The organism is Kineococcus xinjiangensis (assembly GCF_002934625.1).
Lineage (GTDB): Bacteria > Actinomycetota > Actinomycetes > Actinomycetales > Kineococcaceae > Kineococcus_A > Kineococcus_A xinjiangensis.
Map to the genome: position 1 here is coordinate 180,220 of NZ_PTJD01000007.1, position 25,392 is coordinate 205,611.

Here is a 25,392-nt window from a genome sequence, read left to right on the forward strand (position 1 = left end):
ACGAGGGAGTTCGCGCGTGTCCACAGCTCGTCCCAGCCGCCGCCACGGCGCCATCGCCGCCACCGCGGCGGCGGCGCTCATCGCCGGGGCCACCCCCGCGGCCATGGCCGCCTCGCCCAACGCCAACAACAACACCTCCAAGAAGCTGCGCCAGGCCGTCTCGGCCGAGGGCATCATGGAGCACCTGCGCGCGCTCGACGCGATCGGCAAGGCGAACGGCGACACCCGCGCCTCCGGTACCCCGGGCTACGACAAGTCGGTCGACTACGTGGTGCAGAAGCTGCGCGCTGCGGGCTACTCGCCCACCGTGCAGCCCTTCGAGTTCCCGTACTTCGCGGACAACGCCCCGGCCGTCCTGGAGCGCGTCTCCCCGAACCCGGCCACCCTCGGCACGGGGACGTTCACGTTCTCCGGCTCCGGTGACGTCACCGCCGCGGTGCAGGCCGTCGACATCAACCTCGAGGGCAGCCGCGCCAGCACCAGCGGCTGCGAGTCGACTGACTTCGCCGGCTTCAAGGCCGGCAACATCGCCCTGATCCAGCGCGGCACCTGCGCCTTCGGCGACAAGGCAGTCAACGCCGAGGCCGCCGGCGCCAGCGCCGTCATCATCTTCAACCAGGGCAATAGCCCCACTCGCGAAGACCTGATGATCGGCACCCTCGGCGGCCCGGTGACGAAGCTGCCCGTCGTCGGCGCCAGCTTCGCCGACGGCGCGAGCCTGGCCGCGGCCGGCACCGTGGCGCGCGTCAAGACCGACACCGTGTCGCAGATGCGCACCACCTACAACGTCTTCGCCGAGACCAAGGCGGGCGACCCGAACAACGTCGTCATGACCGGCGCGCACCTCGACAGCGTCGCGGCCGGCGTCGGCATCAACGACAACGGCTCCGGCAGCGCGACGATCCTCGAGGTCGCCGAGCAGATGGCCAAGGTCAAGCCGACCAACAAGGTCCGCTTCGCCTGGTGGGGCGCGGAGGAGCTCGGCCTGCTCGGCTCTGAGCACTACGTCGCGAACCTGTCCGAGGAGGAGCAGAAGAAGATCGGGCTCTACCTGAACTTCGACATGGTCGGCTCCCCGAACTACGTGCGCTTCGTCTACGACGGCGACAACTCCCGCTACGGCGAGGGCCAGGCGGCGATCGGCCCCGAGGGCTCCGGCGCCATCGAGGACATGTTCCACGACTACTTCGCCTCCGTGGGCCTGGCCTCGGAGGAGACGCCCTTCAGTGGCCGCAGCGACTACGGGCCGTTCATCGAGGTCGGCATCCCCTCCGGTGGCCTGTTCACCGGCGCGGAGGACGTCAAGAACGCGAAGCAGGCCGAGATCTTCGGCGGTGAGGCCGGCGTCGCCTACGACAAGTGCTACCACCAGGCGTGCGACGACATCTCGAACATCAGCGTCAAGGGCCTCGACGAGATGTCCGACGCGGTGGCGCACGCGATCCTGACGTACGCCTTCGACAGCCGCACCGTCAACGGCCGCGGCGAGGGTCGTCCGGTCAGCCCTCCCGGGCAGCACGTGGACGGCACGCCGGTCAACACCTCCGGCTCCTCCGAGGGCGGCGGCCTGCACGACCACGAGCACGAGCCCGAGGCCTGAGCAGCCGCAGGGTGGTGAGCGGGTCAGCCGAGTGACCTGAGCAGCGCCGACGAGGGCCCGGTCCGCAGCAGCGGACCGGGCCCTCGTGGTGTCTGCGGAGGCGGTGCCCCGGCGGCCGTCCAGCGGCGCTCGACCGCGCCCGGGGTCCCGGGCGCGGCGATGCCGGCGCGAGGTCGTCGCGCCGGCTCAGCCCCGGCGCGGCGGGTCGTCGCGGCGGCGCAGGTAGCGCTCGAACTCGCGGGCGATCGCCTCGCCCGTCGCCTCCGGCAGCTCGGCGGTGTCCTTGGCCTCCTCGAGCTGCTGCACGTACTCGGCGATCTCGGTGTCCTCCTCGGCGAGCTCGTCCACGCCGTGCTCCCAGGCGCGGGCGTCCTCGGGGAGGTCCTCCATCGGCACCGCGATCTCCAGCAGCTCCTCCACCCGGTGGAGCAGCGCGAGCGTCCCCTTCGGCGACGGCGGCTGCCCCACGTAGTGGGGGATGGCGGCCCACAGCGACAGCGCGGGCAGGCCGGCGGCCGCGACGAACTCCTGGACGACGCCGACGATGCCCGTCGGCCCCTCGTAGCGGGAGCGCTCGATGGTCAGGCGCTGGAGGAGCGTCTCGTCCTCCGTGGTGCTCGTGATCGGCAGCGGCCGGGTGTGCGGCACGTCGGCCAGCAGCGCCCCGAGGGTGACCACCAGCGAGGCGTCGTGCGCCCTGGCGTGCTCCACGAACTCCCGCGCGTAGGTCTTCCACCGCATGGACGGCTCGATGCCCCGCACCAGCAGCACGTCGCGCGCGGAGCCCGCAGGGCGCGCCCAGGACACGCGCGTCGTCGGCCACACGAGCCGGCGGCGACCCTCGTCGTCCAGGTGGACGGTGGGACGGTTGACCTGGAAGTCGTGGTACTCCTCCGGGTCGAACTCGGCCAGCTCCTGCGCTCCCCAGACGCGGTGCAGGTGGGCCACGGCCTGGCTGGCCGCCTCACCGGCGTCGTTCCAGCCTTCGAACGCCGCGATGACCACCGGGTCCCGCAGGGGGACCGATGGGCTCCCCGCAGCAGGGGAGGAGTGGGACTCCGACACGCTCGCACCTCCGGGCCGGCACGGTGCCGGACCTACCCAGGGTAGGGCGTGCGCCCCGCAGGCGGTGCCCGAGGCGCGGCCACCGCCCGCGGGCCCGCCTAGACTCCCGCCTCGATGAGCCAGCCGCCGCAGCACCCGCTCCCCACCGGCACCGACCACGCGCCCCACGCCGCGCCGGGGCGGCCGTTGCCCGCCGCCGTGCTGTGGGACATGGACGGCACCCTCGTCGACACCGAGCCGTACTGGATGGAGTGCGAGCAGCAGGTCATCGGCCGGGCCGGGGTGCGCTGGAGCCGCGAACACGCCCTCACCCTGGTGGGGAAGTCCCTGCCGGAGGCGGGCGCGATCATCCGGGACTACGTCCTCGCCGCGGGTGGACCGGCGCTCGACCCCGCCGAGGTGGTCGCCGAGATGCTCACCGGGGTCGCCGCGCGGGTCCGCGCGGTAGTGCCCTGGCGCCCCGGCGCCCGGGAACTGCTGGCCGCGACCGGCGCGGCGGGGGTGCCGAGCGCGCTGGTCACCATGTCCTACCGGTCGCTGGCCGATGCCGTGGTGGAGCTGCTGCCCGGCGCGTTCGACGTGGTGGTGGCAGGCGACGAGGTCGAGCGCGGCAAGCCGCACCCCGACCCCTACCTGCGTGCCGCGCACCTGCTGGGCGTGCGGCCCGGCGACTGCGTGGCGCTCGAGGACTCCCCGACGGGCGTGCGCTCCGCCGAGGCAGCCGGCTGCCGCACCGTCGCCGTTCCGCACCTGGTGCCCATCGAGGCCGCACCGGGGCGCAGCCGCGTGCCGAGCCTGACGGTGCTCGATCTGCCCGCCCTGGCGCGCCTGCGCGCCGGTGAGGTCCTCGACCTGCTCTGAGCGCACTCGGCCCCGCGAGGCGGGGCGCGCCGCACCCTCAGCCGGGGCGGACGTCGTCCGGAGCAGCCGGCGCGACGGGCTCCACGGGCAGCGGCACGGCGCCCTCGGGAAGCGGCGGGGGCGTGCCCCCGAAGGCGGGGCAGCGGACCTGGTGGTCGCACCACTTGCAGAGCTTCCCCGGGGAGGGGCGCCAGTCCCCGGCGGCGGTGGCGCGCTCGATCGCCGCCCACAGGGCCTTCACCTTGCGCTCGGTGGCCAGGAGCTCCGCCTCGTCGGGCGTGTAGCGCAGCACGTCTCCGGAGCCGAGGTAGACCAGCTGAAGCTGCCGGGGGACGACGCCCTTGAGCCGCCACAGCACCAGCGCGTAGAACCGCATCTGGAACAGCGCCTTCGCCTCGAACAGCTGGGAGGGCGCCTTGCCGGTCTTGTAGTCCACGACGCGCAGGTCCCCGCTGGGGGCGACGTCGAGGCGGTCGACGATGCCGCGCAGCACCAGACCGTCGTCGAGGAGGGCCTCCACCCTCACCTCCCGCCCTGCGGGCTCCAGCCGGCGGGGGTCCTCGAGCTGGAAGTAGCGCTCCAGCAGGGCCTCGGCGCTGAGCAGCCACTCCTGCAGCGGGGCGGGGTCGCCGTCGGGGAACAGGGCGGCCACGTCCGGTTCCCGCTCGCGCAGCGCCTCCCACTGGGCGGCGACCATCCCCCGCGCCGCGGGCGCGGTGCGCTGCTCCGGCGGGAGGTCGAACAGGCGCTCCAGCACGGCGTGCACGACCGTGCCCCGCACGGCCGCGGCGCTCGGCGCCTCGGGCAGCCGGTCCACCACGCGGAAGCGGTAGAGCAGCGGGCATTGCATGAAGTCGGCGGCCCGTGAGGGCGACAGCGAGGCCCGCCGCGCCCCCGGCGCGGGGGTGGCGGGGGGTGGGGAGACGGGGGCGTCGGCGCCCGGGTCGGTTGCCGTTCGCATGCCGTCCACCATAGGCGGCGGTCCCGACAGCACCGGCGCACTCCGCGCCCGCCCGCGCCGCGCAAGCAGCGCTGCGGACGGCCACGTGGACGGCCTCGCGGACGGCCCCGGCCGCGCCCGCCGCGGCCGGGACCTACGATCGAGCGGTGCCATCCCCCTCCTCCGCCCCGGCCGCCGCCGGAGCGCCGGAAGAGCGCACCCGCAGGGCCGGACTGCTGCTGGGCCGCCCCTTCGGCGTGCCGCTGATGCTGTCCACCTCCTGGCTGCTGTTCGCCGCCGTCATCACTGCCGTCTTCGGGCCCCGCCTGAGCGAGCGCATCCCCGGCGCCGGCGCCTACGGCGTCGCGTTCGGCTACGCGGTGCTGCTGCTGCTGTCCGTGCTGGCGCACGAGGCGGCCCACGCGGCCACCGCCCGGGCCGTCGGGATGCGGGTGACCGGGATCACCCTCGACGTGTGGGGTGGGCACACCACCTTCGCCGACGAGGCCCCCAGCCCGGGCCGCAGCTTCCTGGTGGCCGTCACGGGGCCGCTGGCCAACGGTCTGGTCGCGCTGGCCGCCTGGGGCGTCCTGCTCGCCGCGGAGCTGCCACCGATCGCCGGGCTGCTGGTGCAGGCGCTGCTGGTCAGCAACGTCCTGGTCGCGGTGTTCAACCTGCTGCCGGGTCTGCCGCTGGACGGCGGGCACCTCCTCGAGGCGCTGGTGTGGCGGCTCAGCGGCGAGCGCACGACCGGCACCGCCGCGGCCGGCTGGGGCGGCCGCGTGGTGGCGGTGCTGGTGCTGGTGGCGGCGCTCGGCTGGCCGCTGCTGAGCGGTGCCGAGCCGTCCCTTCTGGCGGTCGTCTGGGCGGCCCTCGTCTCCGCGCTGCTGTGGCAGGGAGCCGGGCAGGCCCTGCGGCACGCGCGGGTGCGCCGGCGGCTGCCGACGCTGACCGCCGGCGCACTGCAGCGACCGGCGATCGCGGTGCCGGCCGGGGCGACCGTCGCCGACGTCGTGGCCCGCGCCCGCGCCCGCGTGGACGCCGGGGTCGACGGGCAGCGGCTGGAGGTCGTGCTCGTCACCGACGACGGGGTGCCCGTCGCGGTCGTCGACACCGCCGCCCTGCAACGGGTGCCGGAGGCCCGCCGGGGCGGGCTGACGGCCGGTGCCACGGCCCGGGCGCTGGGGCCGCGGCCGGTGCTGCGCGCGGACCTGGCCGGGATGGCGCTGCTCGACGCGGTGACGCACCACGGACTGGGGGAGCACGTCGTCGTCGACGCCGGCGGGACCGTGGTGGGCCTGCTGCGCGGCGGTGACGTGGTGCGGGCCGTGACCGGCCGCTGAGCCCCACCCGCCGCCGAGCCCCACCGCCGCTGGGCTCGTCCACCCGCCGCGCCCGGCATGGGCGAGGATCGGCCCCCTGACCCACCGCCGGGCGGCGCGCCCCGCCCGCCCGCAGCACCGACCCGCAGCACCGACCCGCAGCACCGACCCGCAGCCACGAGGCTGCGCGCACCGCACTGGAGGACCCACCGATGAGCACCGCAGGGCATCCCACCGGCGCCGAGACCCGCCGAGGACCGTTGCGGGTGGGGGAGCGCGTCCAGCTGACCGACCCGCGCGGCCGCATGCACACCATCACCCTCGCCCCCGGCAAGGAGTTCCACACCCACCGCGGCAGGTTCTCCCACGACGAGCTCATCGGCCGCGACGACGGCGCCGTGGTCCGCAACACCGCCGGGGTGGAGTACCTGGCGCTGCGCCCGCTGCTCAGCGACTTCGTCCTCTCCATGCCCCGCGGGGCGGCGGTGGTCTACCCCAAGGACGCCGGGCAGATCGTGCAGATGGCCGACCTCTTCCCGGGCGCCCGCGTGATCGAGGCGGGTGTGGGCTCCGGGGCCCTGACGATGTCGCTGCTGCGCGCCGTCGGCGACGAGGGCCGGGTGCACTCCTTCGAGCGGCGGGAGGACTTCGCGCAGATCGCCCGCGCGAACGTGGAGACGTTCTTCGGCGGCCCGCACCCGGCGTGGGAGCTGCGCGTCGGCGACCTCGTGGCGGCCCTGCCGGAGGCCGGGCTGAGCGCCGACTCCGCGGCCGACCGCGCCGTCCTGGACATGCTGGCGCCCTGGGAGTGCCTCGACGCCGTCGCCGACGCGCTCGCCCCCGGCGGCGTCCTCATCTGCTATGTCGCCACCGCCACCCAGCTGTCCCGGCTGGCGGAGGCCGTGCGCGAGACGGGCCGCTGGACGGAGCCGGAGGCGTGGGAGTCCATGGTGCGCGGCTGGCACCTGGAGGGGCTGGCGGTGCGCCCGCAGCACCGCATGGTCGGGCACACCGGCTTCCTGCTCACCACCCGCCGCCTCGCCGACGGGGTCCGCCCGCCGCTGCGCAAGCGCCGCCCCGCGCCGGGCGCCTACCCCGTCGACGAGGCCCGCGGTGACGCCGGGGCGGCGGAGGGCGCAGGTGTGGCGGAGTGGACGGAGGAGGACCTCGGCGTGCGCCCCGTCTCGGCCAAGAAGGTCCGCCGCGCCGGCCGCGAGGCCGCCCGTGACGCCGCCGCCGCGGGCGGCGAGGAGCAGCCGGACCCGACCACGGACCCGGCCTCCGGACCCGCCCCGGAGCCCACCGTGGAGCAGGGCCCGGAGCAGGGCCCCGAGGGCGGGCCGCAGGACCGGTCGGAGGACACCGGGAGCGACTACCGGGCCTGAACCCGTTCTCCGGGTTAGTGTCGAGTGCATCCACCGTCCCGGGGCAGGACGCCCGGGGGTCGATCGACGGGAGAGGTGCGCCATGACGGATCCCCACGGTCAGCAGCAGGGCCAGCAGTTCGGCGAGCAGTCCCCCCGCCAGTCCTGGGGCGGAGCCGAACGGGAGCACCGCCACGCCCTCCTGCTGGAGCAGCAGCTGGAGGCCACCCGCAGCCGGCTGGCGCAGACGAGCACCCAGAACGAGCGCCTCGCCGCCACCCTGCGCGAGGCCCGCGACCAGATCGTGTCGCTGCGCTCTGAGGTGGACCGCCTGGGCCAGCCGCCCGCCGGGTACGGCACCTTCGTCGCCGCCCACGAGGACGGCACCGTCGACGTGATGACGTCCGGGCGCAAGATGCGCGTCGCGGTCAGCCCCGCGGTGGAGCTCGCGGCGCTGCGATCGGGCCAGGAGGTCATGCTCAACGAGGCCCTCAACGTCGTGGCCGCCTGCGGCTTCGAGCAGGTCGGCGAGCTCGTCGCCGTCAAGGAGCTCCTCGACGGCGACCGGGCGCTGGTGCTGGCCCGCGCCGACGAGGAGCGGGTGGTGCGCCTGGCCGCCCCGCTGCTGGACGGGCCGCTGCGCGTCGGCGACTCCCTCACCGTCGACACCCGCTCCGGGTTCGCCTACGAGCGGGTGCCCAAGGCCGAGGTCGAGGAGCTCGTGCTGGAGGAGGTCCCCGACATCGACTACGCCGACATCGGTGGCCTCGCCAGCCAGATCGAGCAGATCCGCGACGCGGTGGAGCTGCCGTTCCTGCACGAGGACCTCTTCCACGAGCACGGGCTGAAGGCCCCCAAGGGCGTGCTGCTGTACGGCCCTCCCGGCTGCGGCAAGACGCTGATCGCCAAGGCGGTGGCGAACTCCCTGGCGAAGAAGGTCGCGGCGCTGCGCGGCAACACCGAGTCCAAGAGCTACTTCCTCAACATCAAGGGCCCGGAGCTGCTGAACAAGTACGTCGGTGAGACCGAGCGCCACATCCGCCTCATCTTCGCCCGCGCCCGGGAGAAGGCCTCCCAGGGCACCCCCGTCGTGGTGTTCTTCGACGAGATGGAGTCCCTCTTCCGCACGCGCGGTTCCGGGGTGAGCTCCGACGTGGAGACGACCATCGTCCCGCAGCTGCTCAGCGAGATCGACGGCGTGGAGCGGCTGGAGAACGTCATCGTCATCGGCGCCTCCAACCGCGAGGACATGATCGACCCCGCGATCCTGCGGCCCGGACGCCTCGACGTGAAGATCAAGATCGAGCGTCCGGACGCGGAGGGCGCGCGCGACGTCTTCGCCAAGTACCTCACCGCGGACCTGCCGATCCACCCCCACGACCTCGCCGAGCACGGCGGTGACCCGCAGGCCGCGGTCAACGCCATGATCCAGGCCACGGTCGAGCGGATGTACACGGAGAGCCCGGAGAACGAGTTCCTCGAGGTCACCTACGCCGGCGGGGACAAGGAGGTCCTGTACTTCAAGGACTTCAACTCCGGCGCGATGATCCAGAACATCGTCGACCGCGCGAAGAAGATGGCCATCAAGGACTTCCTCACCACGGGCCAGAAGGGCATCCGGGTGGAGCACCTGCTCGCCGCGTGCGTGGACGAGTTCAAGGAGAACGAGGACCTGCCCAACACCACCAACCCCGACGACTGGGCGCGGATCTCGGGCAAGAAGGGCGAGCGGATCGTCTTCATCCGCACGCTCATCCAGGGCAAGAAGGGCACCGAGGCGGGCCGCTCCATCGCCACCGTCGCCAACACCGGTCAGTACCTCTGAGCGGCGACCGCAGAGCCCGAGCCGCCCGGCGCGGCGGTTGGGGCTCGTCGGCTCAGGCCGGCGGTCGCCCGCCGTGCAGCGTTCCGGCGTGCGTCACCCGGTTGCGGCCGAGGCGCTTGGACGCGTACAGCGCCGCGTCGGCGTGCTCCAGGAGCGACTCCGCATCGGGTGCGGAGGCGGTGAGGGTCGCCACCCCGATGCTGGTCGTCACGCCGTCGACGTCGTCCTCCACGGCACGGCGCACCCGCTCCGCGAGGGCGAGGACGTCGTCGGTCGCCGCCGGCAGCAGCAGGGCGAACTCGTCGCCGCCGATGCGGTAAGCGGCGCCGCCGTCGGACGAGGCGGTGACCTCGCGCAGGACGAACGCGACGGCGGTGAGGACCCGATCGCCCCGGCGGTGCCCGTGCGTGTCGTTGACCTGCTTGAAGCCGTCGAGGTCCACGAGCGCCAGGGCCAGCGGCCGGCACTGGCGCGTGGCGGCGTCGAGCCGCTCCCGCAGGTCCTCGTGGAAGGTGCGGTGGTTGCCCAGCCCGGTCAGTCCGTCGGTGCTGGAGGTCTCCAGGGCCTGCCCGTGCCGGGTGCTCAGGCGGCGGCCGCCGAGGAGGTAGAAGGCGGGAACGGCGAGCAGGAGCACCAGTGTCGTCGTGGTGAGGGTCACGCGCCGCAGGTCGGCCACCTGCAGCTGCAGGTCCTGCGCGGACTTGACCACCTCCAGCACGTGGGTGCTCCCGTCCAGGCGCACGGGGACGCGCACGACGGTGTCCTGGCCGAGCAGCTCTGCCGTCCGGCGCTCGCGGACGCTCACCTCGCGCACCCGAGCGGCGGTGTCGGGGCCCGCACGCTCGCCGACCACCCCCGGCGGATCCGCCCCTTCCGTGGCCCCGTCCGTGGCGGTACCACCCGCGGCGTCGTGGCCCGTGCTGCGGTGCCGGGGCTGCCCGACCGCCACCACGGTCGCGTCCGGGGCGAGCAGGGAGACGCGGTGCACGCCCGGACGGGCCGCGATGTGGTCGAGCAGCTCCCGCACCGCGGGCAGGCCGCCGTCGGGGGCGTCGTGCAGCTCCCGCAGCACCATGGCGTCGGCGGAGGAGCTCACCGCCGTCTGCTGCAGCGCGCGCTCGGTCAGGGCGCGGGCCATCAGCGCGTACTGCGCGACGCCCGCGCCGACGAGGGTGAGCGCCAGGGTGAGCATCATGCTCGCCGCGAAGCGCAGCGACTTCCGCCGCCGCGCCCGGCTCCCTCCCATGCGCGCCACACGGTTCGCATCGGGAGGAGCAGGGCCCGGCTGGAGCTTCCTCGCAGGACGTCACCCGGGAAGCGCAGCCCGCGCCCGGCCTGCACCGGGCGGCACGCGACACCATCCACGCGGGAGTCCCCCGCCCCCTCCAGCGCGCGCTCCCGCCCCGCGGCCGGATGCACGTCGCCGAGGCCGGTAGTAGCGTCCCCCGGAAGCGAGGAGAACCACGCGGGGCGGCTGGCGGGGCGACCTGTTCCCCGTGTCCGAGCAGTTCACCCGGCCCGGCCCCGGCCGGGAAAGCCCCACGAACCCCGCACCTGGAGGGCACGTCATGGACAGGCACGAGACGGAAAGCACCACCGCGAAGAAGCCGAGCACCGCGAAGATGATCGGACGCGGCATCCTCGCCGGTGTCGTCGGCACCGTGGTGATGACCGCCTTCCAGAAGCTCGTCGAGATGCCGCTGACCGGGCGCGAGGACAGCTACGCCCCGGCGGACTTCGCGCAGCGCCTCCTGCCGATCCAGGCGTCGACCCCGCAGCAGCGCACGACGTTGAACTACGCCACCCACTTCGCGCTGGGCGCGATGTGGGGAACCGCCTACGGGGTCGCGGCCAGCCAGGGCATGCGCGGGCAGAGGGCCGTCAACACCGTCTTCGCCACCGTCTACACCGGCGACGTCCTGCTGAACACCGCGCTCGGGCTCTACCAGCCGACGCAGTGGAGCGCCAAGGACTGGGCGATCGACCTCGTCGACAAGTACGTCCAGGCCCAGGCCACCGGACTCGCCTTCGACCGCCTCCTCGACCCGGCGCCGCCGGCCTGACCCGCAACGCGCAGCAGCGGAACCACCACCGGAACCGGGGAGGCAGGAACGTGCGTCGCAGGGTCGTGCACCAGGTCGTGGTGATCGCCGGGGCCTCCAGCGGCATCGGCCGCGGCGCGGCGCTCGCCTTCGCCGCCCGCGGCGCGGACGTCGTCCTCGCGGCACGCGGCGTGGAGACGTTGGAGGAGGTGGCCCGGCAGTGCCGCGAGGCCGGTGGGCGCGCACTGGTCGTGCCGACCGACGTCACCGACGAGGCGGCCGTGCAGTCGCTGGCCCGCCGGGCGGTCGAGGAGTTCGGGCGCATCGACGCCTGGGTGAACGCCGCCGCGGTGTGGAGCTACGGGCGCTTCGAGGACACGCCCGGCCCGGTGTTCCGGCAGGTCGTGGACACCACCCTGTTCGGGCAGGTCCACGGCGCCCGGGCCGTCCTGCCGCAGTTCCGGCTCCAGGGGCGTGGGGTGCTCGTCAACATCGTCTCGATCTACGGGCAGCTCTCCTCGCCCTACGTCTCCTCCTACGTGGCGGCCAAGTGGGGGCTGCTCGGGCTCACGGAGGTCCTGCGCCAGGAACTGCGGGACGCCCCGGGCATCTCGGTGTGCGCGGTCCTGCCCGGGGCGGTCGACACCCCCATCTACCGCCACGCGGCCAACTACGTCGGGCACCGGATCCGCCCGCTGCCGCCGGTGGTCGCCCCGGAGCGGGTCGTGGCCGCGGTCGTGCGTGCGGTGGACCGTCCCGAGCCGATGATCTACGTCGGGCGGGCGCACCACCTCGCCGCCCGCCTGCACCGGCTCACCCCCCGCCTCTACGGCGCGCTCGTGAAGCCGTTCATGGACGAGTTCGCGCTGCAGGACGCCCCCGCGGCGCCGCGCGAGGGCAACGTGTTCGCCCCCGACACCCGCGTCAGCGGCGTCGACGACGGCTGGCGCCGGCACGACCGCCGTCGAGCGGGCAGGGCTGCCACCGCCGCCGTGGCCCTCGCGGCCGCAGGCGCCGCGGCCTCCGGGCTGCTCCGCGGCCGCACGTCCTGACGCGCCCCACCGCTGCTGCCCCGAGGTGAGCACCCGCGGGGCGGGAGCGGAGCGGATCAGCGGGCGTCGGCCGAGGGCTCCTGCCCCGGCTGCACCAGCCACACCGCCGCGTACGGCGGCAGCCACATGTTCCCGTCGTCGCCGTAGTGCGGCCCCGCCCCGTGGCGCCCGGCCTCCGGCAGGCGCAGCACGTCGTCCGCGCCGCCGAGGCCCAGCGCCTCCAGTCGGGTGCGCGGGAAGGAGCGCCACCCGCCGGTGACGTTGTAGAGGGCCAGGAACGGGCCCAGCGGGTGGCGTCGCAGCACCGGCAGCACCCCGGGGTCGGTGACGTCGAGGACCTCCGCGGGCACCGAGGCGTGCAGGTGCGGCAACCCGGCGCGGACCGAGCCGATGCGCCGCACCCCGCCGAAGACGCGGGCGGGAACGCTGCCGGGGCAGTGCCGCTGCTCCAGCGCCTCCTCGGGCAGGCGGGGCCGGTGCGCCCAGCGGTTGTCGCCGCCGTGACCCTCCTCCGCGGCCCAGTCCGGGTCGTTGCCCAGGCCGAGTTCGTCCCCGCTCCACACCACGGGGATGCCGCCCCAGCCCATCACGACGGCGTGGGCCAGCAGGTGCCGCGCCAGCGCCTCGGAGACGGCCGCGGCGTCGCCGTCCTCGACCGCCGCTTCCAGCCCGCTCAGTGCCGCCGCGGTCCCGCTGATGCGCCGGTCCCCCGTGGCCGGGTTGTGCTGGAACACCAGTCCCCGCGCGCCGGAGCCGGGGAAGAGCCCGGAGTAGTGGTCCGACAGGAAGGAGCGGTGCCCGGCGCCGGAGAGGCCCACGGCCGCGGCGTCGGCGTCGTCGATCGCCCAGCCGATGTCGTCGTGGCAGCGGGCGTAGGTGATCCACGCAGTCGACGCCGGCACCGGCGGCAACTGCCGCAGCGCGTGCGCGGCCAGCGTCACGTCGCCCGCGGCGAGCATCGACCAGACCTGCACCATCAGGCTGTTGTGGTACGCCAGGTCGGAGACCTTGCCGTGGTGCGGCCCGGTGCCGAGGTAGTGCACCAGGTCCGCGGGGGCCACGATCGCCTCGGCCTTGAACACCGTCGCGGGGCAGGCGATGCGCACCAGGGCCCGCAGCGCGCGGGTGAGGGCGTGCACCTCCGGCTCGTTCTGGCAGCTGGTGCCCATCCGCTTCCACAGGAACGCGATCGCGTCCAGGCGCAGCACCTCCACGCCGAGGCCGGCGAGGAAGAGGACGATGTCGGCGTACTCGGAGAAGACGTGCGGGTTGGCCCAGTCCACGTCCCACTGCCAGGAGTTGAACGTCGTCCACACCCAGCCGCCGAGCTCGTCGTCGTAGGTGAAGTTGCCCGGGGCGAAGTCGGGGAACACCTCCGGCAGGGTGCGCTCGAAGGCGTCGGGCACCTCCCGGTCGCCGAAGACGTGGAAGTAGCCGCGGTGGTGGGAGTCCCCGGCGCGCGCCGCCCGCGCCCACTCGTGCTCGCGGGCGACGTGGTTGAGCACCAGGTCCAGCACCAGACTGATGCCGACGGAGCGCAGTTCCCGCGCCAGTTCGCGCAGGTCCTCCACGGTGCCCAGGTCGGCGCGCACGCGGCGGTAGTCGGCCACCGCGTAGCCGCCGTCGTTGTCACCCTCCCTCGGCTGCAGCAGCGGCATCAGGTGCAGGTAGCCGACGCCGAGCTCCTGCAGGTAGGGGATCCGCCCGCGCACGGCCTGCAGGTCCCCGGCGAAGCGTTCGGTGTAGGCGGCGTAGCCGATCAGGCCGGGTTCCTGGAACCAGTCCGGGCGCAGGGTGCGGACCGCGTCCAGCCGCGCCAGGTCGGGGTCGCGGTCGCGCACGCAGGCGGCCGCCGCCCGGGCCAGGCGCCGCTCGAGCGCCTCCGCCTCGACCGGGGGGTAGACCGCGCTGAGCCCCGCGTGCAGGTCGGGCCACCAGCGCTGCACGCGCAGCTCGAACAGCTCCCTGCGGTCCGCGGTGGCCGTGGCCAGGAGGTCGGCGGCCTCACGGACGGCGTGCGCTGCCTGCACGCTGACCTCCTCGGGGTGTGCGGGTCTGCCCGGACTGGGACTGGGACTGGGACTGGGACTCGGGTGGGGTGGGCCCCGGAACCGGGGTGGTGGGGGCGTCGGCGCGCGGGCTGCGACCCACCGCGGCGGCGGCGCCCGCGCGTCGGCGGGGCCGGGGCTCGGTGCGCGGCGCGGCGGTGCTGGAGCGCAGCACCATGGCCGTGGAGAGCACCACGTCGCGGGCGGGGGCCGCCCGCGTGCCGGAGGCGAGGTGCGCCAGCAGCATCTCGGCGGCGATGCGCCCCTGGGAGCGCACCGGTTGCGCCACCGTGGTCAGCCCGTGGGTGACGGCCATCTCGTGGTCGTCGATGCCCACCACCGAGAGGTGCCGCGGGACGCTCCAGCCCAGCGCCCGGGCGGCGCAGAGCACGCCGATGGCCATCTCGTCCGAGGCGGCCAGGATGGCCGTCGGCGGCAGGCGGCGCGCCAGCAGCCCCTCCGCGGCCCGCCAGCCGCCCGTGACCGTCCAGTCGGCCACCGCGTCCAGCTCCGGCTCCAGCGCGAGGCCCGCCGCGGCGAGGGCGTGGTGCACGCCGCGGGCCCGGTCGACCGCCGTGGCCCGGCGCACGTCGTTGCTGGAGTCGCCACCGACGTAGCCGATGCGCCGGTGCCCCAGCGCCAGCAGGTGCTGGGTGGCGCTCTCCGCAGCCGCGACGTCGTCGATGCCGACGCGGTCGCAGCCGGGCAGGGAGGCGCTGATGGTCACCACCGGCAGGGCCAGGCGGCGCAGGACGGACGCCTCCGCGGCCTCCAGGTCCACGCCGAGGACGATGATGCCGTCGATGCGCTTGGCGAGCAGGCGCTGGTCGAGGACCATGCTGTCCTCGCCGCTGCGGTCGCCGATGTTGAGCAGCAGGACCTGGAAGCCGCTGCGGCGCAGGACGTCCTCGATCTCGGAGACGATGGTCGCGAAGAACCAGCGGTCGAGGAAGGGCAGCACGATCCCGACGACGGACGTGCGCCCGGTGGCGAGGCTGGCGGCGGTGGGGGAGGCGACGTAGTCCAGGGCCTCAGCGGCCCGCAGCACCCGCTCGCGGGTGTCCTCGCTGACGCGGTCGAGACCGCGCAGCGCGCGCGAGACCGTGGCCACGGAGACGCCCGCGGCGAGGGCGACGTCGCGGATGCTGCTGGGCGGGCTGCCGGGGTGGCGGGCGCGTTCGGCACCGCCACCCCGGGCCCTGTCCTCCGCTCCCCGTGGTGCGCGCGGGGAGTTCATCCCTACCCCTTCAGCCCGCCGGCGAGCAGGCCCTTCACGAAGTAGCGCTGCAGGGAGAGGAAGACCACGAGCGGCACGATGATGGAGACGAAGGCGCCCGCGGAGAGCAGGTGCCAGGCCGTGCCGCGGGTCCCGGCGAGGTTGCTGAGGGCCACGGTGATCGGACGGTTCTCCGATCCGCCGAAGACGAGGCCGACGAGCAGGTCGTTCCACACCCAGAGGAACTGGAAGATGCCGAAGGCCGCCAGTGCGGGGGCCAGCAGCGGCAGCAGGACCGAGAAGAGGATCTTCACGTGCCCGGCGCCGTCGACGCGAGCGGCCTCGATGAGCTCCCGGGGGATCTCCCGCATGAAGTTGTGCAGCAGGAAGATCGCCAGCGGGAGGGCGAACGTGGAGTGCGCCAGCCACATGCTCGCGAACTCACCCGCGATGCCGAGGTCGACGAACAGGGTCAGCAGCGGGATCAGCGTGACCTGGATGGGCACGATCTGCAGCGCGAAGATCGCGACGAACAGCACGTCGCGGCCCTTGAAGTCGATCCACGCGATCGCGTAGGAGGCCAGCGTCGCCAGCGTCATCGGGATGACGACGGCGGGGATGACGATGATGAAAGAGTTGACGAAGTACGGGAAGAGGGCGTTGGCGCCCTCGCTGGCCAGCACCTTCTCGTAGTTGGCCAGGGTGACCTGCGGGTCGGAGAAGAACGTCCACCAGCCAGTGGTCTTGATGGCCCGCTCGGGGCGGAAGGAGGAGACGAGCAGACCGAAGGTCGGGATCGTCCACAGCACCGCCAGGACGATGGCCGCCAGCGACGCCCACGGCTTGCTGAGCTTCTTCCGCGCCAGCGTGCCCGCCGGGATGGCCGGGGCCTTCGGCGAGGTGCCGGCGGAGACGGGCGGGGTCGTGGTGCTCATCGTGCCTCCGAGGAACGCAGGTGGCGGACGTTGTAGGCGACGATGGGGATGACGAGGAGGAAGAGCAGCACCGCGAGCGCGGCGCCGAGCCCCTGGTTGTCGCTGCGGAAGGTCTGGCTGTAGAACTCGTTCGCGATGACGCTGGTGTTGAACTGCCCGCCGGTCATGACCTGGACGATGTCGAAGATCTTCAGCGTCGCGATGCCGATCGTGGTGAGGACCACCACGACCGCCGGGCGGATGGTGGGCAGGGTCACGAAGCGGAACATCTGCACGACGCCGACGCCGTCGAGGCGGGCCGCCTCGATGATCTCGTCGGGGATCGCCTTGATGGCGGCCGAGAGCACGGTCATCGCGAAGCCCGCCTGGATCCAGATGAGGATCACGATGAGCAGGACGGTGTTCAGCGGCGACTCGATGAGCAGCTGCACGGGTTCCCCGCCGAGCCAGACGATGATCTGGTTCACGAGGCCGATCTGCTGCACGTTGCCCTGCAGCGGGCGGAACTCGTAGACGAACTTCCAGATGATGGCGGCGCCGACGAACGAGATGGCCATCGGGAGGAAGATGAGGGCCTTGGCCGGGGCCTCCAGCCGGGCGCCGTTGACGAGCAGCGCGTAGATCAGGCCGATCGCGGTCGACACGAACGGCGTCAGGACCACCCACAGGACCGTGTTGCGCAGGACCGTGAGCTGGTCGGGGCTGGTGAAGATCGTCGCGTAGTTCGCCAGGCCGACGAAGTTGTCACCGCGGGCGTCGAGGAACGACTGGTAGACCGTCATCAGGGCGGGGAAGACCAGCCCCACCGACAGCAGCAGCACCACCGGGGCCATGAACGCCCAGGCGGTGCCGCGACCGCCGTTGCGCTCCCCGAACGTGCGGGCGAGGAACAGGATGACCGCGATCACGGCCGCGAACGCCACGAGGGCGATCAGCATGCTGAGGAACTTCTCGGCGCTCGTCATGAGTGCCCTTCACCTCCAGTGAGATGGCGGAAGGCCCGGGCGCGCTCCGGGGCGGAGCGGGCCCGGGCCTTCTGCGGTGTCAGTGCCGGGGGTGGGCCCGGCGCCCCCGCGGGGGGACGGTCGGGCCCACCGGGTGGGACCGGAGGGTCAGGACGCCGGCCAGGCGGCCTCGATGGCGTTCAGGGCGTCGGTGGTCGAGGTACCGGTGATCCAGTTCGTCGACTGCTTCCAGAACTCGTTGGAGCCGATCGCGGCCGGCATCATGTCGGAGCCGTCGAAGCGGAACACCGCGTTCGGGTCCTGCAGGATCTCGGCGGAGAGCTGGTCGATCGGGCTGGTCAGCTTGCTCGCGTCGAGCTCCTTGTTGGCGCTGACCCACCCGCCGGAGGGGGAGAGGCTGGCGCGCAGGTTGGCGTACTCCGGGGTGGTCAGGTACGTCTGGAACGCCTGGACCTCGGGACGGTCGGCGAACGCGGTGATGAACTCGCCACCGCCGAGGACCGGCTTCTCGTCGGCGGTCTCGCCCGGCAGGTAGAAGGCGAAGACGTCGCCGTCCTCGGCCACCGTGGTGCCCTCGGGCCAGTTGGCCGCGTAGAAGCTCGCCTGGCGGTGCAGGGAGCAGGCGCCGTCGAGGATCGGCAGACCGGCGTCCTGGAACGTCGTCGTGGCGATGCTCTTGACGTCGCCGAAGCCGCCGTTGACGTACTCGGCGTTCTTCAGGTACTCGCCCGCGGCGTCGAGCGCGGCGGTGGCCTCGGGGCCGTTGAAGGGGATCTCGTGCGCGACCCACTTGTCGTAGGCCTCCGGACCGGCGGTCCGGAGCATGAAGTCCTCCATCCAGTCGGTGACCGGCCACCCGGTGGCCTCACCGCTGGAGATGCCCGCGCACCACGGCGTCTTGCCGTCGGCGACCATCTTGTCGCTGAGGGCCTTCAGCTCGTCGAGGGTGGTGGGGATCTCGTAGCCGGCCTCCTCGAACTCGGCCGGGGAGTACCACACCAGCGACTTCACGTTGGCGCTGTTCGGCGGCGCGTAGAAGGTGCCGTCGACGGTGCCGTAGGCCTTCCAGTCCTCGCCCCAGTACTCGTCGACGTTCTTCGACGCGGCCTCGGGTGCGGCAACGACCGAGCCGGTCTCGACGAGCTGGGCCAGCAGGCCGGGCTGCGGGACGATCGCGATGTCGGGGGCGTTGCCGGCGCGGGCGCGCACCAGGACCTGGGTCTCGAAGGCCTTGTCGCCCTCGTACTCCACGGTGGCGCCGGTGCAGTCCTCGAACGCCTTGAACGCCTCCTGGTACGGGGCGTCCTCCGGCGTGACGATGCCCGTGTAGAGGGTGACGGTCTTGCCGTCGATGTCGCCGAACTGGTCGAACGGGGCCTGCTCGAAGATGCCGCAGTCGATGGCCGCCTCGGTGGCGCCGTCGGTGCCACCGGTCGCGGTGTCGCCGGGGTCGGTGTCGCCGCCGCAAGCCGCGAGCGTGAGGCCCAGGGTCAGCGCGCTGGCGAGGGCCGCGGTGCGACGGGTTGCCTTGGGGCGAAGGCTCATGCCCGATGCCTCTCTCGTCTCCCCGGCCCGCGAGCGGGTTCGCGCGGCGTCCGGGACACTCCATCGTGTAAAAACGTTTACACCGAGATCGGAAGCTACCTCCCGGTACCGGCGGGAGACAAGCCGGCGCGGGCATCTCTACCGATCCGTGACCGAACCTGGAACTCTTCGTGACGGCATGCCGGAAACCGGCGGTGCGCCGCCGCCGCGGCTCAGCCCTGCCAACCTCCCGGCCACAGCTCCAGCAGCCGCCGGCTGTCCGGCACGAACGGCCACGCCGGGTCGCACAGCAGCCGGTCCAGCCGCGCCGGCGGCATCCACTCCCCGCCCGCGACCTCCTCCGGCTGCAACCGCAGCGGCCCGTGGCGTTCGGGGTCGTAGCGCGCCTCGTAGACGTGGGCCAGGTAGTGGGTGCGCTCGTCGCGGTACCAGGCGCGCAGCACGGGCCTCAGGTCGGCGCCGCGCACACCGAGTTCCTCCGCGAGCTCCCGCCGTGCGGCGGCGGCCGGATCCTCCCCGGCCGCGACCACCCCGCCCGCCAGGCAGTCGTAGCAGCCGGGGAAGACGTCCTTGGTGGCGGTGCGCCGGTGCACGAAGACCTCACCGGCGCCGTTGCGCAGCAGCACCCCGGTGGCCGCGTGCGGCAGGTTGTGCCGGCGCACCTCGGCCCGGGGCGCGGCGCCGACGACCACGCCGTCCGGGTCCGTGGGGTCGAGCAGCGCCACCAGCTCCCGTGCCGCCGCCGCCGCCGCCGCTGCCGCCGCGCCCGTCCGCTCCGCTGCGCTCACCCGGACGACGCTATGCGCGTCCTCCGCCCTCCGCGCGCGGCTTAGGGTGAAGCAGTGCGTCACCCCGCCTCCGGCCCCGTCCCCCCCTCCGTCGAGGCCCCCCGTTCCGCGGGTTCCCGCCGCCGCGCCCGCCGCGCCGGTGCCGGCACGCTCGCCGTGCTGCTGGCCACGCTGGTGAGCGGGTGCAGCGAGGAGGAGGGCGTCGCGGTGCGCACCGCCACCGTCGAGCGCGGCGACGTCGTGGAGATCGTGGAGGCGCCCGGCACGATCGTGCCGAGGGCGGCCGCCGTGCTGACCGCACCCGCCGCCGGCACCGTCGCCACGCTCTCCGTCAGCGACGGGCAGGAGGTCCACGCCGGGCAGGAGATCCTCGTCATCGAGTCCCCCGACGCCCGCGACGCCCTCGCCCGCGCCCAGGCCGCCGACGCGCAGGCCGCCCGCTCCGCCCGCACGCCCGCCCCGGGCCGCCGGGGCACCACCGCCGAGCAGCGCCGCGCCCGCGAGGAGGCGCTGCGCGGGTTCGCCGACGCCCGCGCCCGCGCGGAGCAGATCCCCGACGAGGCGGCCCGCACCCAGGCGCTGGCCGCCCTCGACGCCGCCCGCGCCCAGTACGACCTGCTCAGCGCCCAGTCCGAGCAGCTCGCCGGGCAGGTCGAGGCGGGCCTGGCCAGCGTCGGCTCGGCCCTCAGCTCCCTCGGGCAGGCGCAGCGGGTGCAGACCCGCGCGGCGGTGGAGGCGGCGCAGCGGGTCGTGGACTCCCTCGTGGTGCGGGCGCCCATCGCCGGGCGCGTCTGGCTGGCCGGCGGCGGCGGCGGTGGTGGCGGTGCGGCGGCGCTGCCCCCGGGGGCGGCGGGCCTGCTCGCGGCGGGCGGGGTGCAGCTGCCGGACGCGGGCGACGCCGGCGGCGCGAGCGCCGGGCCGCTGACCGAGGGGACGCCCGTCGCCGCAGGCGCCCGCCTGGCCGTCGTCGTCGACGCCTCCACCCTCAGCGTGACCGCCGACATCGACGAGACCGACGTGCTGCAGGTGCGCCCGGGCACCGGCGCCGACCTCTCCCTCGACGCCGTGCCGGACGCCGACTACGGCGCCACCGTGACCGCCGTCGACCCGGAGCCCAGCCCCGGCAACGGCGGGGCCGTCTCCTACACCGCCCGGATGACCTTCGACGGGGGCACCCTGCCCGGCGGTGAGCCGGCACCGGCGCCGCTGCCCGGCATGTCGGCCGTCGTCTCCCTGCGCGTGCGGGAGGCACCGCAGGCCCTGCGAGTGCCCGCCTCCGCGGTGCTGCGCGCCGAGGCCGGGCGCAGCGAGGCCGTCTGGGTGGTCGAGGACGGACGCGCGCAGCGGCGCGACGTCAGCGTCGGCGCCCGCGGCGAGGAGAGCGTCGAGGTGCTCTCGGGCCTGCGCGAGGGCGAGACGGTGGCCGTCTCCGGCCTCGACGCGCTGCGGGACGGGGCCGAGGTTCCGTGAGCCGCGCGCCGGCGATCGAGGCCGTCGACGTCCGCCGCTCCTACGACCTCGGCGCGGAGCAGGTCCACGCCCTGCGGGGGGTCAGCTTCACCGTCTCCGACGGGGAGTACGCAGCGATCATCGGGCCGAGCGGGTCCGGCAAGTCGACCCTCATGCACCTGCTCGGCTGCCTGGACCGGCCCACCTCGGGGACGCTGCGGGTGGACGGGCGCGACGTCGCGGCCCTCTCCGACGCGGAACTGGCCCGCCTGCGCAACGAGGCCATCGGCTTCGTCTTCCAGGCCTTCCAGCTGCTCTCCCGCTCCAGCGCCCTCGACAACGTCGCCCTGCCGCTGCTGTACCGGGGCGTGCCCCGCGCGGAGCGGCGCGAGCGCGCCGAGGCGGCGCTGCGGGCGGTCAACCTCGGCCACCGCCTCGGCCACCGCCCCACCCAGATGTCCGGCGGTGAGCAGCAGCGCGTCGCCATCGCCCGCGCCCTCGTCGGCGAGCCGCGCATCCTGCTGGCCGACGAACCCACCGGCAACCTCGACAGCCGCAACGGTGCCGAGGTGATGCGCATCCTGGAGGAGCTCAACGCCGTCTCCGGGGTCGCCGTCGTCCTCGTGACCCACGACGCGGAGGTCGCCGCCCGCGCCCGCCGGCAGGTGCGGGTGCGCGACGGCCTCGTCGAGCTGGACACCGCGGCCGCGAACCCGGCGCAGGAGCCGGTGCCCGACCCGGCGCGCGGCGGCCGCGTCGCCGCGGCGGGGGAGGAGCGGGCGTGAAGGGTTGGGAGGCCTTCCGCGTCGCCCTGGACGCCCTGCGCGCCAACCGGCTGCGCAGCCTGCTGACGATGCTCGGCGTCATCATCGGCGTCGCGGCGGTCGTCGTCGTCGTCTCCATCGGCGCCGGGGCGCGCGAGCAGATCGAGTCGCAGGTGGAGGGGCTGGGCTCCAACCTCATCCTCGTCGTGCCCGGCGAGGCGGGACAGCGCGGGGCGCCCACGGTCTCGCGGATGACCCTGGCCGACGAGCAGCTGCTCGAACGGGTCGTGGGCGACCCCGCCGCCGTCACCGCCCGCCTCAGCTCCGGCGAGCGCATCCGCGCCGGTGCCGCCAGCGCCTTCACCACCGTCCACGGCGCCGACGCCGACATGCCCCGCGTCTTCGACCGCCCGCTGGCCGACGGCAGCTACCTCACCGCCACCGACGTCGACACCCGCCGCCGCGTCGCCGTCCTCGGCTCGCGCACCGCCGAGCAGCTCTTCGCCGACGCCGACCCCGTGGGCCGGCAGGTCACCGTGGGCGGGACCCGCTTCCGCGTCATCGGGGTGCTCGCCGAGCAGGGGGAGTCCTTCGGCGTCAGCCAGGACGACGAGGTGCACATCCCCATCACCACCGCCCAGCGCATCCTCGGGGTGGACCGCGTCGACGCCTTCGCGGTGCGGGCCCCGAACTCCGAGGTGGTGCCGGCCGTGAGCCGGCAGCTGCACGCGGCGCTGAAGGAGCGCTACCCGGACCAGCCCTTCAGCGCGATCACCCAGACGCAGATCCTCGGCGTCATCGGCAACATCCTCGGGCTGCTGACGTCGGTGCTCGCCGCCATCGCCGGCATCTCCCTGCTCGTCGGCGGGGTCGGGGTCAGCAACATCATGCTCGTGTCCGTGCGGGAGCGGACCAAGGAGATCGGGCTGCGCAAGGCCCTCGGCGCGCGCCAGCGCGACGTGCTGGCGCAGTTCCTCGTCGAGGCGGTGCTGCTGACCACCATCGGCGGTGTCCTCGGCATCCTCATCGGCGTCGTCGGCTCGGTCCTGCTCGACCGGTTCTCCCCGCTGCCCGCGGCGGTGGAGTGGTGGAGCCCGGTGGTCGCCTTCGCCGTCTCCGCGGCCGTCGGGGTCTTCTTCGGTGTCTTCCCCGCCCGCCGGGCCGGGCGGCTGGACCCCGTCGTCGCGCTGCGCACGGAGTGACCCGACCGGAGCGACCCGCCCGGCGGCGCGGCAGGGTTCGCCCGCGCGGGCGGGGGTAGTAGTCCTGCAGGCGGTGACCACCCGGTCACCGCGGCCGAGCCAGGAGCAGGAGGAGGGCACGATGACGAGCCCGGACGACGCGACCCCGGACCAGCCGAACCTGGACGACGTGATGCAGCCGACGGAGTCCACCCCGCGTGACCGCCAGGAGCACGGTAAGATGCCCGCGCGCCCCCGCGACGACCAGCTCGAGCAGCTCGTCGAGCACGAGCGCGAGATGATCCACGGCGAGGACCCCGACGCCACGGAGATCCCACCCGCCACGGACTGAGCGGCGCGGCCGCCCGCCCGTCCCGCCCCCACCGGGCGGGGCGGGCGCTCGCGGTTAGGGTCGGTACGTGAGCGTGCGCAGGGTGACCGGCATCGAGACCGAGTTCGGGGTCACCGCCCCCGGTGACCCCGCGGCGAACCCGATGCTGCTGTCGGCGCAGGTCGTCAACGCCTACGCGGCCCCGCTGGGCGGCAAGCCCGGCGGCACGGCGGTGCGGGCGCGCTGGGACTACGAGGACGAGGCGCCCCTGCGCGACGCCCGCGGCTTCGAGCTGGAGCGCGCGGCCGCCCACCCCAGCCAGCTCACCGACGCCCCCGGCCGCAAGGGCGTCGGGCGCACCGCGGACTTCGCGGAGACCGAGGACCCGACGATGGCCAACGTCATCCTCACCAACGGCGCCCGCCTCTACGTCGACCACGCCCACCCCGAGTACTCCACGCCCGAGGTCACCACCCCCCGCGACGCCGTGCTGTGGGACCGGGCGGGGGAGCGCGTCGTGCTGGAGTCCGTGCGCCGCATCGGCGCCACTCCCGGCCTGTCGCCGGTCAACGTGTACAAGAACAACACCGACGGCAAGGGCGCGTCGTACGGCACCCACGAGAACTACCTCATGGACCGGGCCACGCCCTTCGCCGACATCGTGCGCCACCTCACGCCGTTCTTCGTCTCCCGCCAGGTCTTCAGCGGCGCCGGGCGGGTCGGGATCGGGCAGGACAGCCGCCGGGCCGGTTTCCAGATCAGCCAGCGCGCGGACTTCTTCGAGGTCGAGGTGGGCCTGGAGACCACGCTGAAGCGGCCCATCATCAACACCCGCGACGAGCCGCACGCCACGGCGGAGAAGTACCGCCGCCTCCACGTCATCATCGGCGACGCCACGATGTGCGAGGTCGCCACCCTGCTCAAGGTGGGCACGACCTCCCTGGTGCTCGCGATGGTCGAGGCGGGCGCGCTGGACGGCGGCCCGGCGGGGGAGCTGTCCGTGGCGCAGCCCGTCGCGGAGCTGCACGCCGTCTCCCACGACCCGTCGCTGCGGCACCTGGTGCGCCTGCGCGACGGGCGGCGGATGAGCGCGGTGCAGCTGCAGTGGGCCTACCTGGAGGCGGCGGCCGCGTTCGTCGCGAAGGAGCAGGGCGAGAGCCCCGACCCGGACACCGCCGAGGTGCTGCAGCGCTGGGAGTCGGTGCTGCAGCGGCTGGAGCGCGACCCGGCGCTGTGCGCGCGGGAGGTGGACTGGGTGGCCAAGCTGCGCCTGCTGCAGGGCTACCGGGACCGCGACGGCCTGGAGTGGGACTCCGCCCGGCTGCAGGCCATCGACCTGCAGTGGTCGGACGTGCGCCCGGAGAAGGGTCTCTACCAGCGCCTCGCCGCCCGCGGGCAGGTGGAGCTGCTGCTGGACGAGGCGCAGATCGCCGCGGCCGTGACGCAGCCGCCGGAGGACACCCGGGCCTACTTCCGGGGTCAGTGCCTGGCCCGGTACGGCTCCCAGGTGGCGGCGGCGAGCTGGGACTCGGTGATCTTCGACGTCGCCGGGCGCGGCGCGTTGCAGCGGGTGCCGACCCTCGAGCCGCTGCGCGGCACCCGCGAGCACGTCGGCGCCCTGCTGGAGCGCTGCCGCACGGCGGAGGACCTGGTCGCCGCCCTCACCGGCACCTGAGCGGCACCCGCCGCACCGCGGGCCCCGCACCCGACCCCCTGCGCCGCAGCCGAGCGCGTCGCACGGACGGGGCGCAGGCGCCGTCCCACCGTGGCCACGGTCCGAGACGGGATCGTTGCCCTCCGTTCGGGGCAGTCACAGCGCCGGTGTCGGCGCCTGCGGCTACTGTCGCTTGCAGGGCCGCGGTCACACAGGCCGCCGGCGACGGACAGCACCAGGGGGCAGCCGTGCCTGCACACGAGCAGCAGCGACCTCACCGCCGCGAGGACGAGCCGGAGGAGCTCGAGACCGCGCCCACCGCGCAGACGAGCACCCACGACGAGGACGTCGACGCGCTCCTCGACGAGATCGACGACGTGCTGGAGACCAACTCCGAGGAGTTCGTCCGCGGCTTCGTGCAGAAGGGCGGGCAGTAGCCGCACCC

22 protein-coding genes are annotated in these 25,392 nt (G+C 74.3%); 13 read left to right on the top strand and 9 right to left on the bottom strand.

Going from position 1 to position 25,392, the window contains the following annotated elements; all coding sequences use genetic code 11:
* Positions 1–16 precede the first annotated feature (16 nt).
* On the top strand, positions 17–1,600 hold the full coding sequence (locus CLV92_RS11540; RefSeq protein ID WP_211291065.1) for a M28 family metallopeptidase: 1,584 nt from the start codon (positions 17–19) through the stop codon (positions 1,598–1,600).
* A 186-nt stretch (positions 1,601–1,786) separates the two neighbouring features.
* Here CLV92_RS11540 and CLV92_RS11545 read toward each other — a convergent pair whose 3' ends face one another.
* On the bottom strand, positions 1,787–2,665 hold the full coding sequence (locus CLV92_RS11545) for a PAC2 family protein (protein WP_104432967.1): 879 nt from the start codon (positions 2,663–2,665) through the stop codon (positions 1,787–1,789).
* A gap of 114 nt (positions 2,666–2,779) precedes the next feature.
* On the opposite strand from CLV92_RS11545, the gene CLV92_RS11550 reads away from it, so the two are divergent.
* The gene (locus CLV92_RS11550) at positions 2,780–3,526 is read left to right on the top strand and encodes an HAD family hydrolase (protein WP_104432968.1); all 747 of its coding nucleotides are present in this window, start codon (positions 2,780–2,782) and stop codon (positions 3,524–3,526) included.
* 37 nt (positions 3,527–3,563) lie between these two features.
* On the opposite strand, the gene CLV92_RS11555 is transcribed toward CLV92_RS11550, so the two are convergent.
* On the bottom strand, positions 3,564–4,487 hold the full coding sequence (locus tag CLV92_RS11555) for a RecB family exonuclease (RefSeq protein WP_104433063.1): 924 nt from the start codon (positions 4,485–4,487) through the stop codon (positions 3,564–3,566).
* A 146-nt stretch (positions 4,488–4,633) separates the two neighbouring features.
* Between CLV92_RS11555 and CLV92_RS11560 the strand changes: the two genes are divergently transcribed.
* The 3 genes from CLV92_RS11560 to arc all read left to right on the top strand — a co-directional run bounded on the left by CLV92_RS11560 (position 4,634) and on the right by arc (position 8,977).
* The gene (locus CLV92_RS11560; protein ID WP_104432969.1) at positions 4,634–5,809 is read left to right on the top strand and encodes a M50 family metallopeptidase; all 1,176 of its coding nucleotides are present in this window, start codon (positions 4,634–4,636) and stop codon (positions 5,807–5,809) included.
* A gap of 191 nt (positions 5,810–6,000) precedes the next feature.
* Positions 6,001–7,173 carry a tRNA (adenine-N1)-methyltransferase gene (locus CLV92_RS11565; RefSeq protein WP_104432970.1) on the top strand — a complete coding sequence of 391 codons (1,173 nt, stop codon included), beginning with the start codon at positions 6,001–6,003 and terminating at the stop codon, positions 7,171–7,173.
* Between the two features lie 82 nt (positions 7,174–7,255).
* The gene (arc, locus tag CLV92_RS11570; RefSeq protein WP_104432971.1) at positions 7,256–8,977 is read left to right on the top strand and encodes a proteasome ATPase; all 1,722 of its coding nucleotides are present in this window, start codon (positions 7,256–7,258) and stop codon (positions 8,975–8,977) included.
* Between the two features lie 52 nt (positions 8,978–9,029).
* Here the strand turns inward: arc and CLV92_RS11575 are convergent, their stop codons facing one another.
* On the bottom strand, positions 9,030–10,223 hold the full coding sequence (locus CLV92_RS11575) for a GGDEF domain-containing protein (protein WP_146099502.1): 1,194 nt from the start codon (positions 10,221–10,223) through the stop codon (positions 9,030–9,032).
* A 322-nt stretch (positions 10,224–10,545) separates the two neighbouring features.
* Here CLV92_RS11575 and CLV92_RS11580 point away from each other — a divergent pair, with 322 nt between their 5' ends.
* Together CLV92_RS11580 and CLV92_RS11585 are read left to right on the top strand one after the other, a co-directional pair.
* On the top strand, positions 10,546–11,040 hold the full coding sequence (locus CLV92_RS11580) for a hypothetical protein (protein ID WP_104432973.1): 495 nt from the start codon (positions 10,546–10,548) through the stop codon (positions 11,038–11,040).
* A gap of 50 nt (positions 11,041–11,090) precedes the next feature.
* On the top strand, positions 11,091–12,071 hold the full coding sequence (locus CLV92_RS11585) for an SDR family NAD(P)-dependent oxidoreductase (protein WP_158257210.1): 981 nt from the start codon (positions 11,091–11,093) through the stop codon (positions 12,069–12,071).
* 56 nt (positions 12,072–12,127) lie between these two features.
* Here CLV92_RS11585 and CLV92_RS11590 read toward each other — a convergent pair whose 3' ends face one another.
* The 6 genes from CLV92_RS11590 to CLV92_RS11615 form a co-directional block, all read right to left on the bottom strand.
* Positions 12,128–14,101, bottom strand: coding sequence for an alpha-amylase family protein (locus CLV92_RS11590; protein WP_104432975.1), 1,974 nt, complete (start codon positions 14,099–14,101; stop codon positions 12,128–12,130).
* Complete coding sequence (locus tag CLV92_RS11595) at positions 14,076–15,356, bottom strand: LacI family DNA-binding transcriptional regulator (protein WP_104432976.1); 1,281 nt, start codon at positions 15,354–15,356, stop codon at positions 14,076–14,078. The genes CLV92_RS11590 and CLV92_RS11595 overlap by 26 nt, the downstream gene beginning before the upstream one ends.
* A gap of 2 nt (positions 15,357–15,358) precedes the next feature.
* On the bottom strand, positions 15,359–16,270 hold the full coding sequence (locus CLV92_RS11600) for a carbohydrate ABC transporter permease (RefSeq protein ID WP_104432977.1): 912 nt from the start codon (positions 16,268–16,270) through the stop codon (positions 15,359–15,361).
* Entirely contained in the window at positions 16,267–17,235 is a 969-nt protein-coding gene (locus CLV92_RS11605) for a carbohydrate ABC transporter permease (RefSeq protein WP_104432978.1), read from the bottom strand. The genes CLV92_RS11600 and CLV92_RS11605 overlap by 4 nt, the downstream gene beginning before the upstream one ends.
* A gap of 147 nt (positions 17,236–17,382) precedes the next feature.
* Positions 17,383–18,780 (bottom strand): ABC transporter substrate-binding protein, encoded by a 1,398-nt coding sequence (locus CLV92_RS11610; RefSeq protein ID WP_104432979.1) that lies wholly within the window; start codon positions 18,778–18,780, stop codon positions 17,383–17,385.
* A 212-nt stretch (positions 18,781–18,992) separates the two neighbouring features.
* Positions 18,993–19,568, bottom strand: a complete 576-nt coding sequence (locus CLV92_RS11615; protein WP_245886727.1) for an NUDIX domain-containing protein — start codon at positions 19,566–19,568, stop codon at positions 18,993–18,995.
* A 54-nt stretch (positions 19,569–19,622) separates the two neighbouring features.
* Here CLV92_RS11615 and CLV92_RS11620 point away from each other — a divergent pair, with 54 nt between their 5' ends.
* From CLV92_RS11620 to CLV92_RS11645, 6 genes are all read left to right on the top strand, one after another.
* Positions 19,623–21,038 carry an efflux RND transporter periplasmic adaptor subunit gene (locus tag CLV92_RS11620; RefSeq protein ID WP_104432980.1) on the top strand — a complete coding sequence of 472 codons (1,416 nt, stop codon included), beginning with the start codon at positions 19,623–19,625 and terminating at the stop codon, positions 21,036–21,038.
* Positions 21,035–21,802, top strand: a complete 768-nt coding sequence (locus tag CLV92_RS11625; RefSeq protein WP_104432981.1) for an ABC transporter ATP-binding protein — start codon at positions 21,035–21,037, stop codon at positions 21,800–21,802. The genes CLV92_RS11620 and CLV92_RS11625 overlap by 4 nt, the downstream gene beginning before the upstream one ends.
* On the top strand, positions 21,799–22,983 hold the full coding sequence (locus tag CLV92_RS11630) for an ABC transporter permease (RefSeq protein WP_104432982.1): 1,185 nt from the start codon (positions 21,799–21,801) through the stop codon (positions 22,981–22,983). The genes CLV92_RS11625 and CLV92_RS11630 overlap by 4 nt, the downstream gene beginning before the upstream one ends.
* A 121-nt stretch (positions 22,984–23,104) precedes the next feature.
* Positions 23,105–23,314, top strand: a complete 210-nt coding sequence (locus CLV92_RS11635; RefSeq protein ID WP_104432983.1) for a hypothetical protein — start codon at positions 23,105–23,107, stop codon at positions 23,312–23,314.
* A gap of 67 nt (positions 23,315–23,381) precedes the next feature.
* Positions 23,382–24,968, top strand: a complete 1,587-nt coding sequence (dop, locus tag CLV92_RS11640) for a depupylase/deamidase Dop (RefSeq protein ID WP_104432984.1) — start codon at positions 23,382–23,384, stop codon at positions 24,966–24,968.
* Positions 24,969–25,195: 227 nt separating this feature from the next.
* On the top strand, positions 25,196–25,384 hold the full coding sequence (locus CLV92_RS11645) for a ubiquitin-like protein Pup (protein WP_104432985.1): 189 nt from the start codon (positions 25,196–25,198) through the stop codon (positions 25,382–25,384).
* The last annotated feature ends 8 nt before the right edge of the window (positions 25,385–25,392 follow it).

Bases quoted from the DNA above. Each gene is read 5' to 3' on its own strand.
- CLV92_RS11550 (WP_104432968.1), top strand. From the start codon at position 2,780: ATGAGCCAGCCGCCGCAGCACCCGCTCCCCACCGGCACCGACCACGCG.
- CLV92_RS11555 (WP_104433063.1), bottom strand. From the start codon at position 4,487: ATGCGAACGGCAACCGACCCGGGCGCCGACGCCCCCGTCTCCCCACCC.
- CLV92_RS11565 (WP_104432970.1), top strand. From the start codon at position 6,001: ATGAGCACCGCAGGGCATCCCACCGGCGCCGAGACCCGCCGAGGACCG.
- arc (WP_104432971.1), top strand. From the start codon at position 7,256: ATGACGGATCCCCACGGTCAGCAGCAGGGCCAGCAGTTCGGCGAGCAG.
- CLV92_RS11575 (WP_146099502.1), bottom strand. From the start codon at position 10,223: ATGGGAGGGAGCCGGGCGCGGCGGCGGAAGTCGCTGCGCTTCGCGGCG.
- CLV92_RS11580 (WP_104432973.1), top strand. From the start codon at position 10,546: ATGGACAGGCACGAGACGGAAAGCACCACCGCGAAGAAGCCGAGCACC.
- CLV92_RS11595 (WP_104432976.1), bottom strand. From the start codon at position 15,356: ATGAACTCCCCGCGCGCACCACGGGGAGCGGAGGACAGGGCCCGGGGT.
- CLV92_RS11600 (WP_104432977.1), bottom strand. From the start codon at position 16,270: ATGAGCACCACGACCCCGCCCGTCTCCGCCGGCACCTCGCCGAAGGCC.
- CLV92_RS11605 (WP_104432978.1), bottom strand. From the start codon at position 17,235: ATGACGAGCGCCGAGAAGTTCCTCAGCATGCTGATCGCCCTCGTGGCG.
- CLV92_RS11610 (WP_104432979.1), bottom strand. From the start codon at position 18,780: ATGAGCCTTCGCCCCAAGGCAACCCGTCGCACCGCGGCCCTCGCCAGC.
- CLV92_RS11635 (WP_104432983.1), top strand. From the start codon at position 23,105: ATGACGAGCCCGGACGACGCGACCCCGGACCAGCCGAACCTGGACGAC.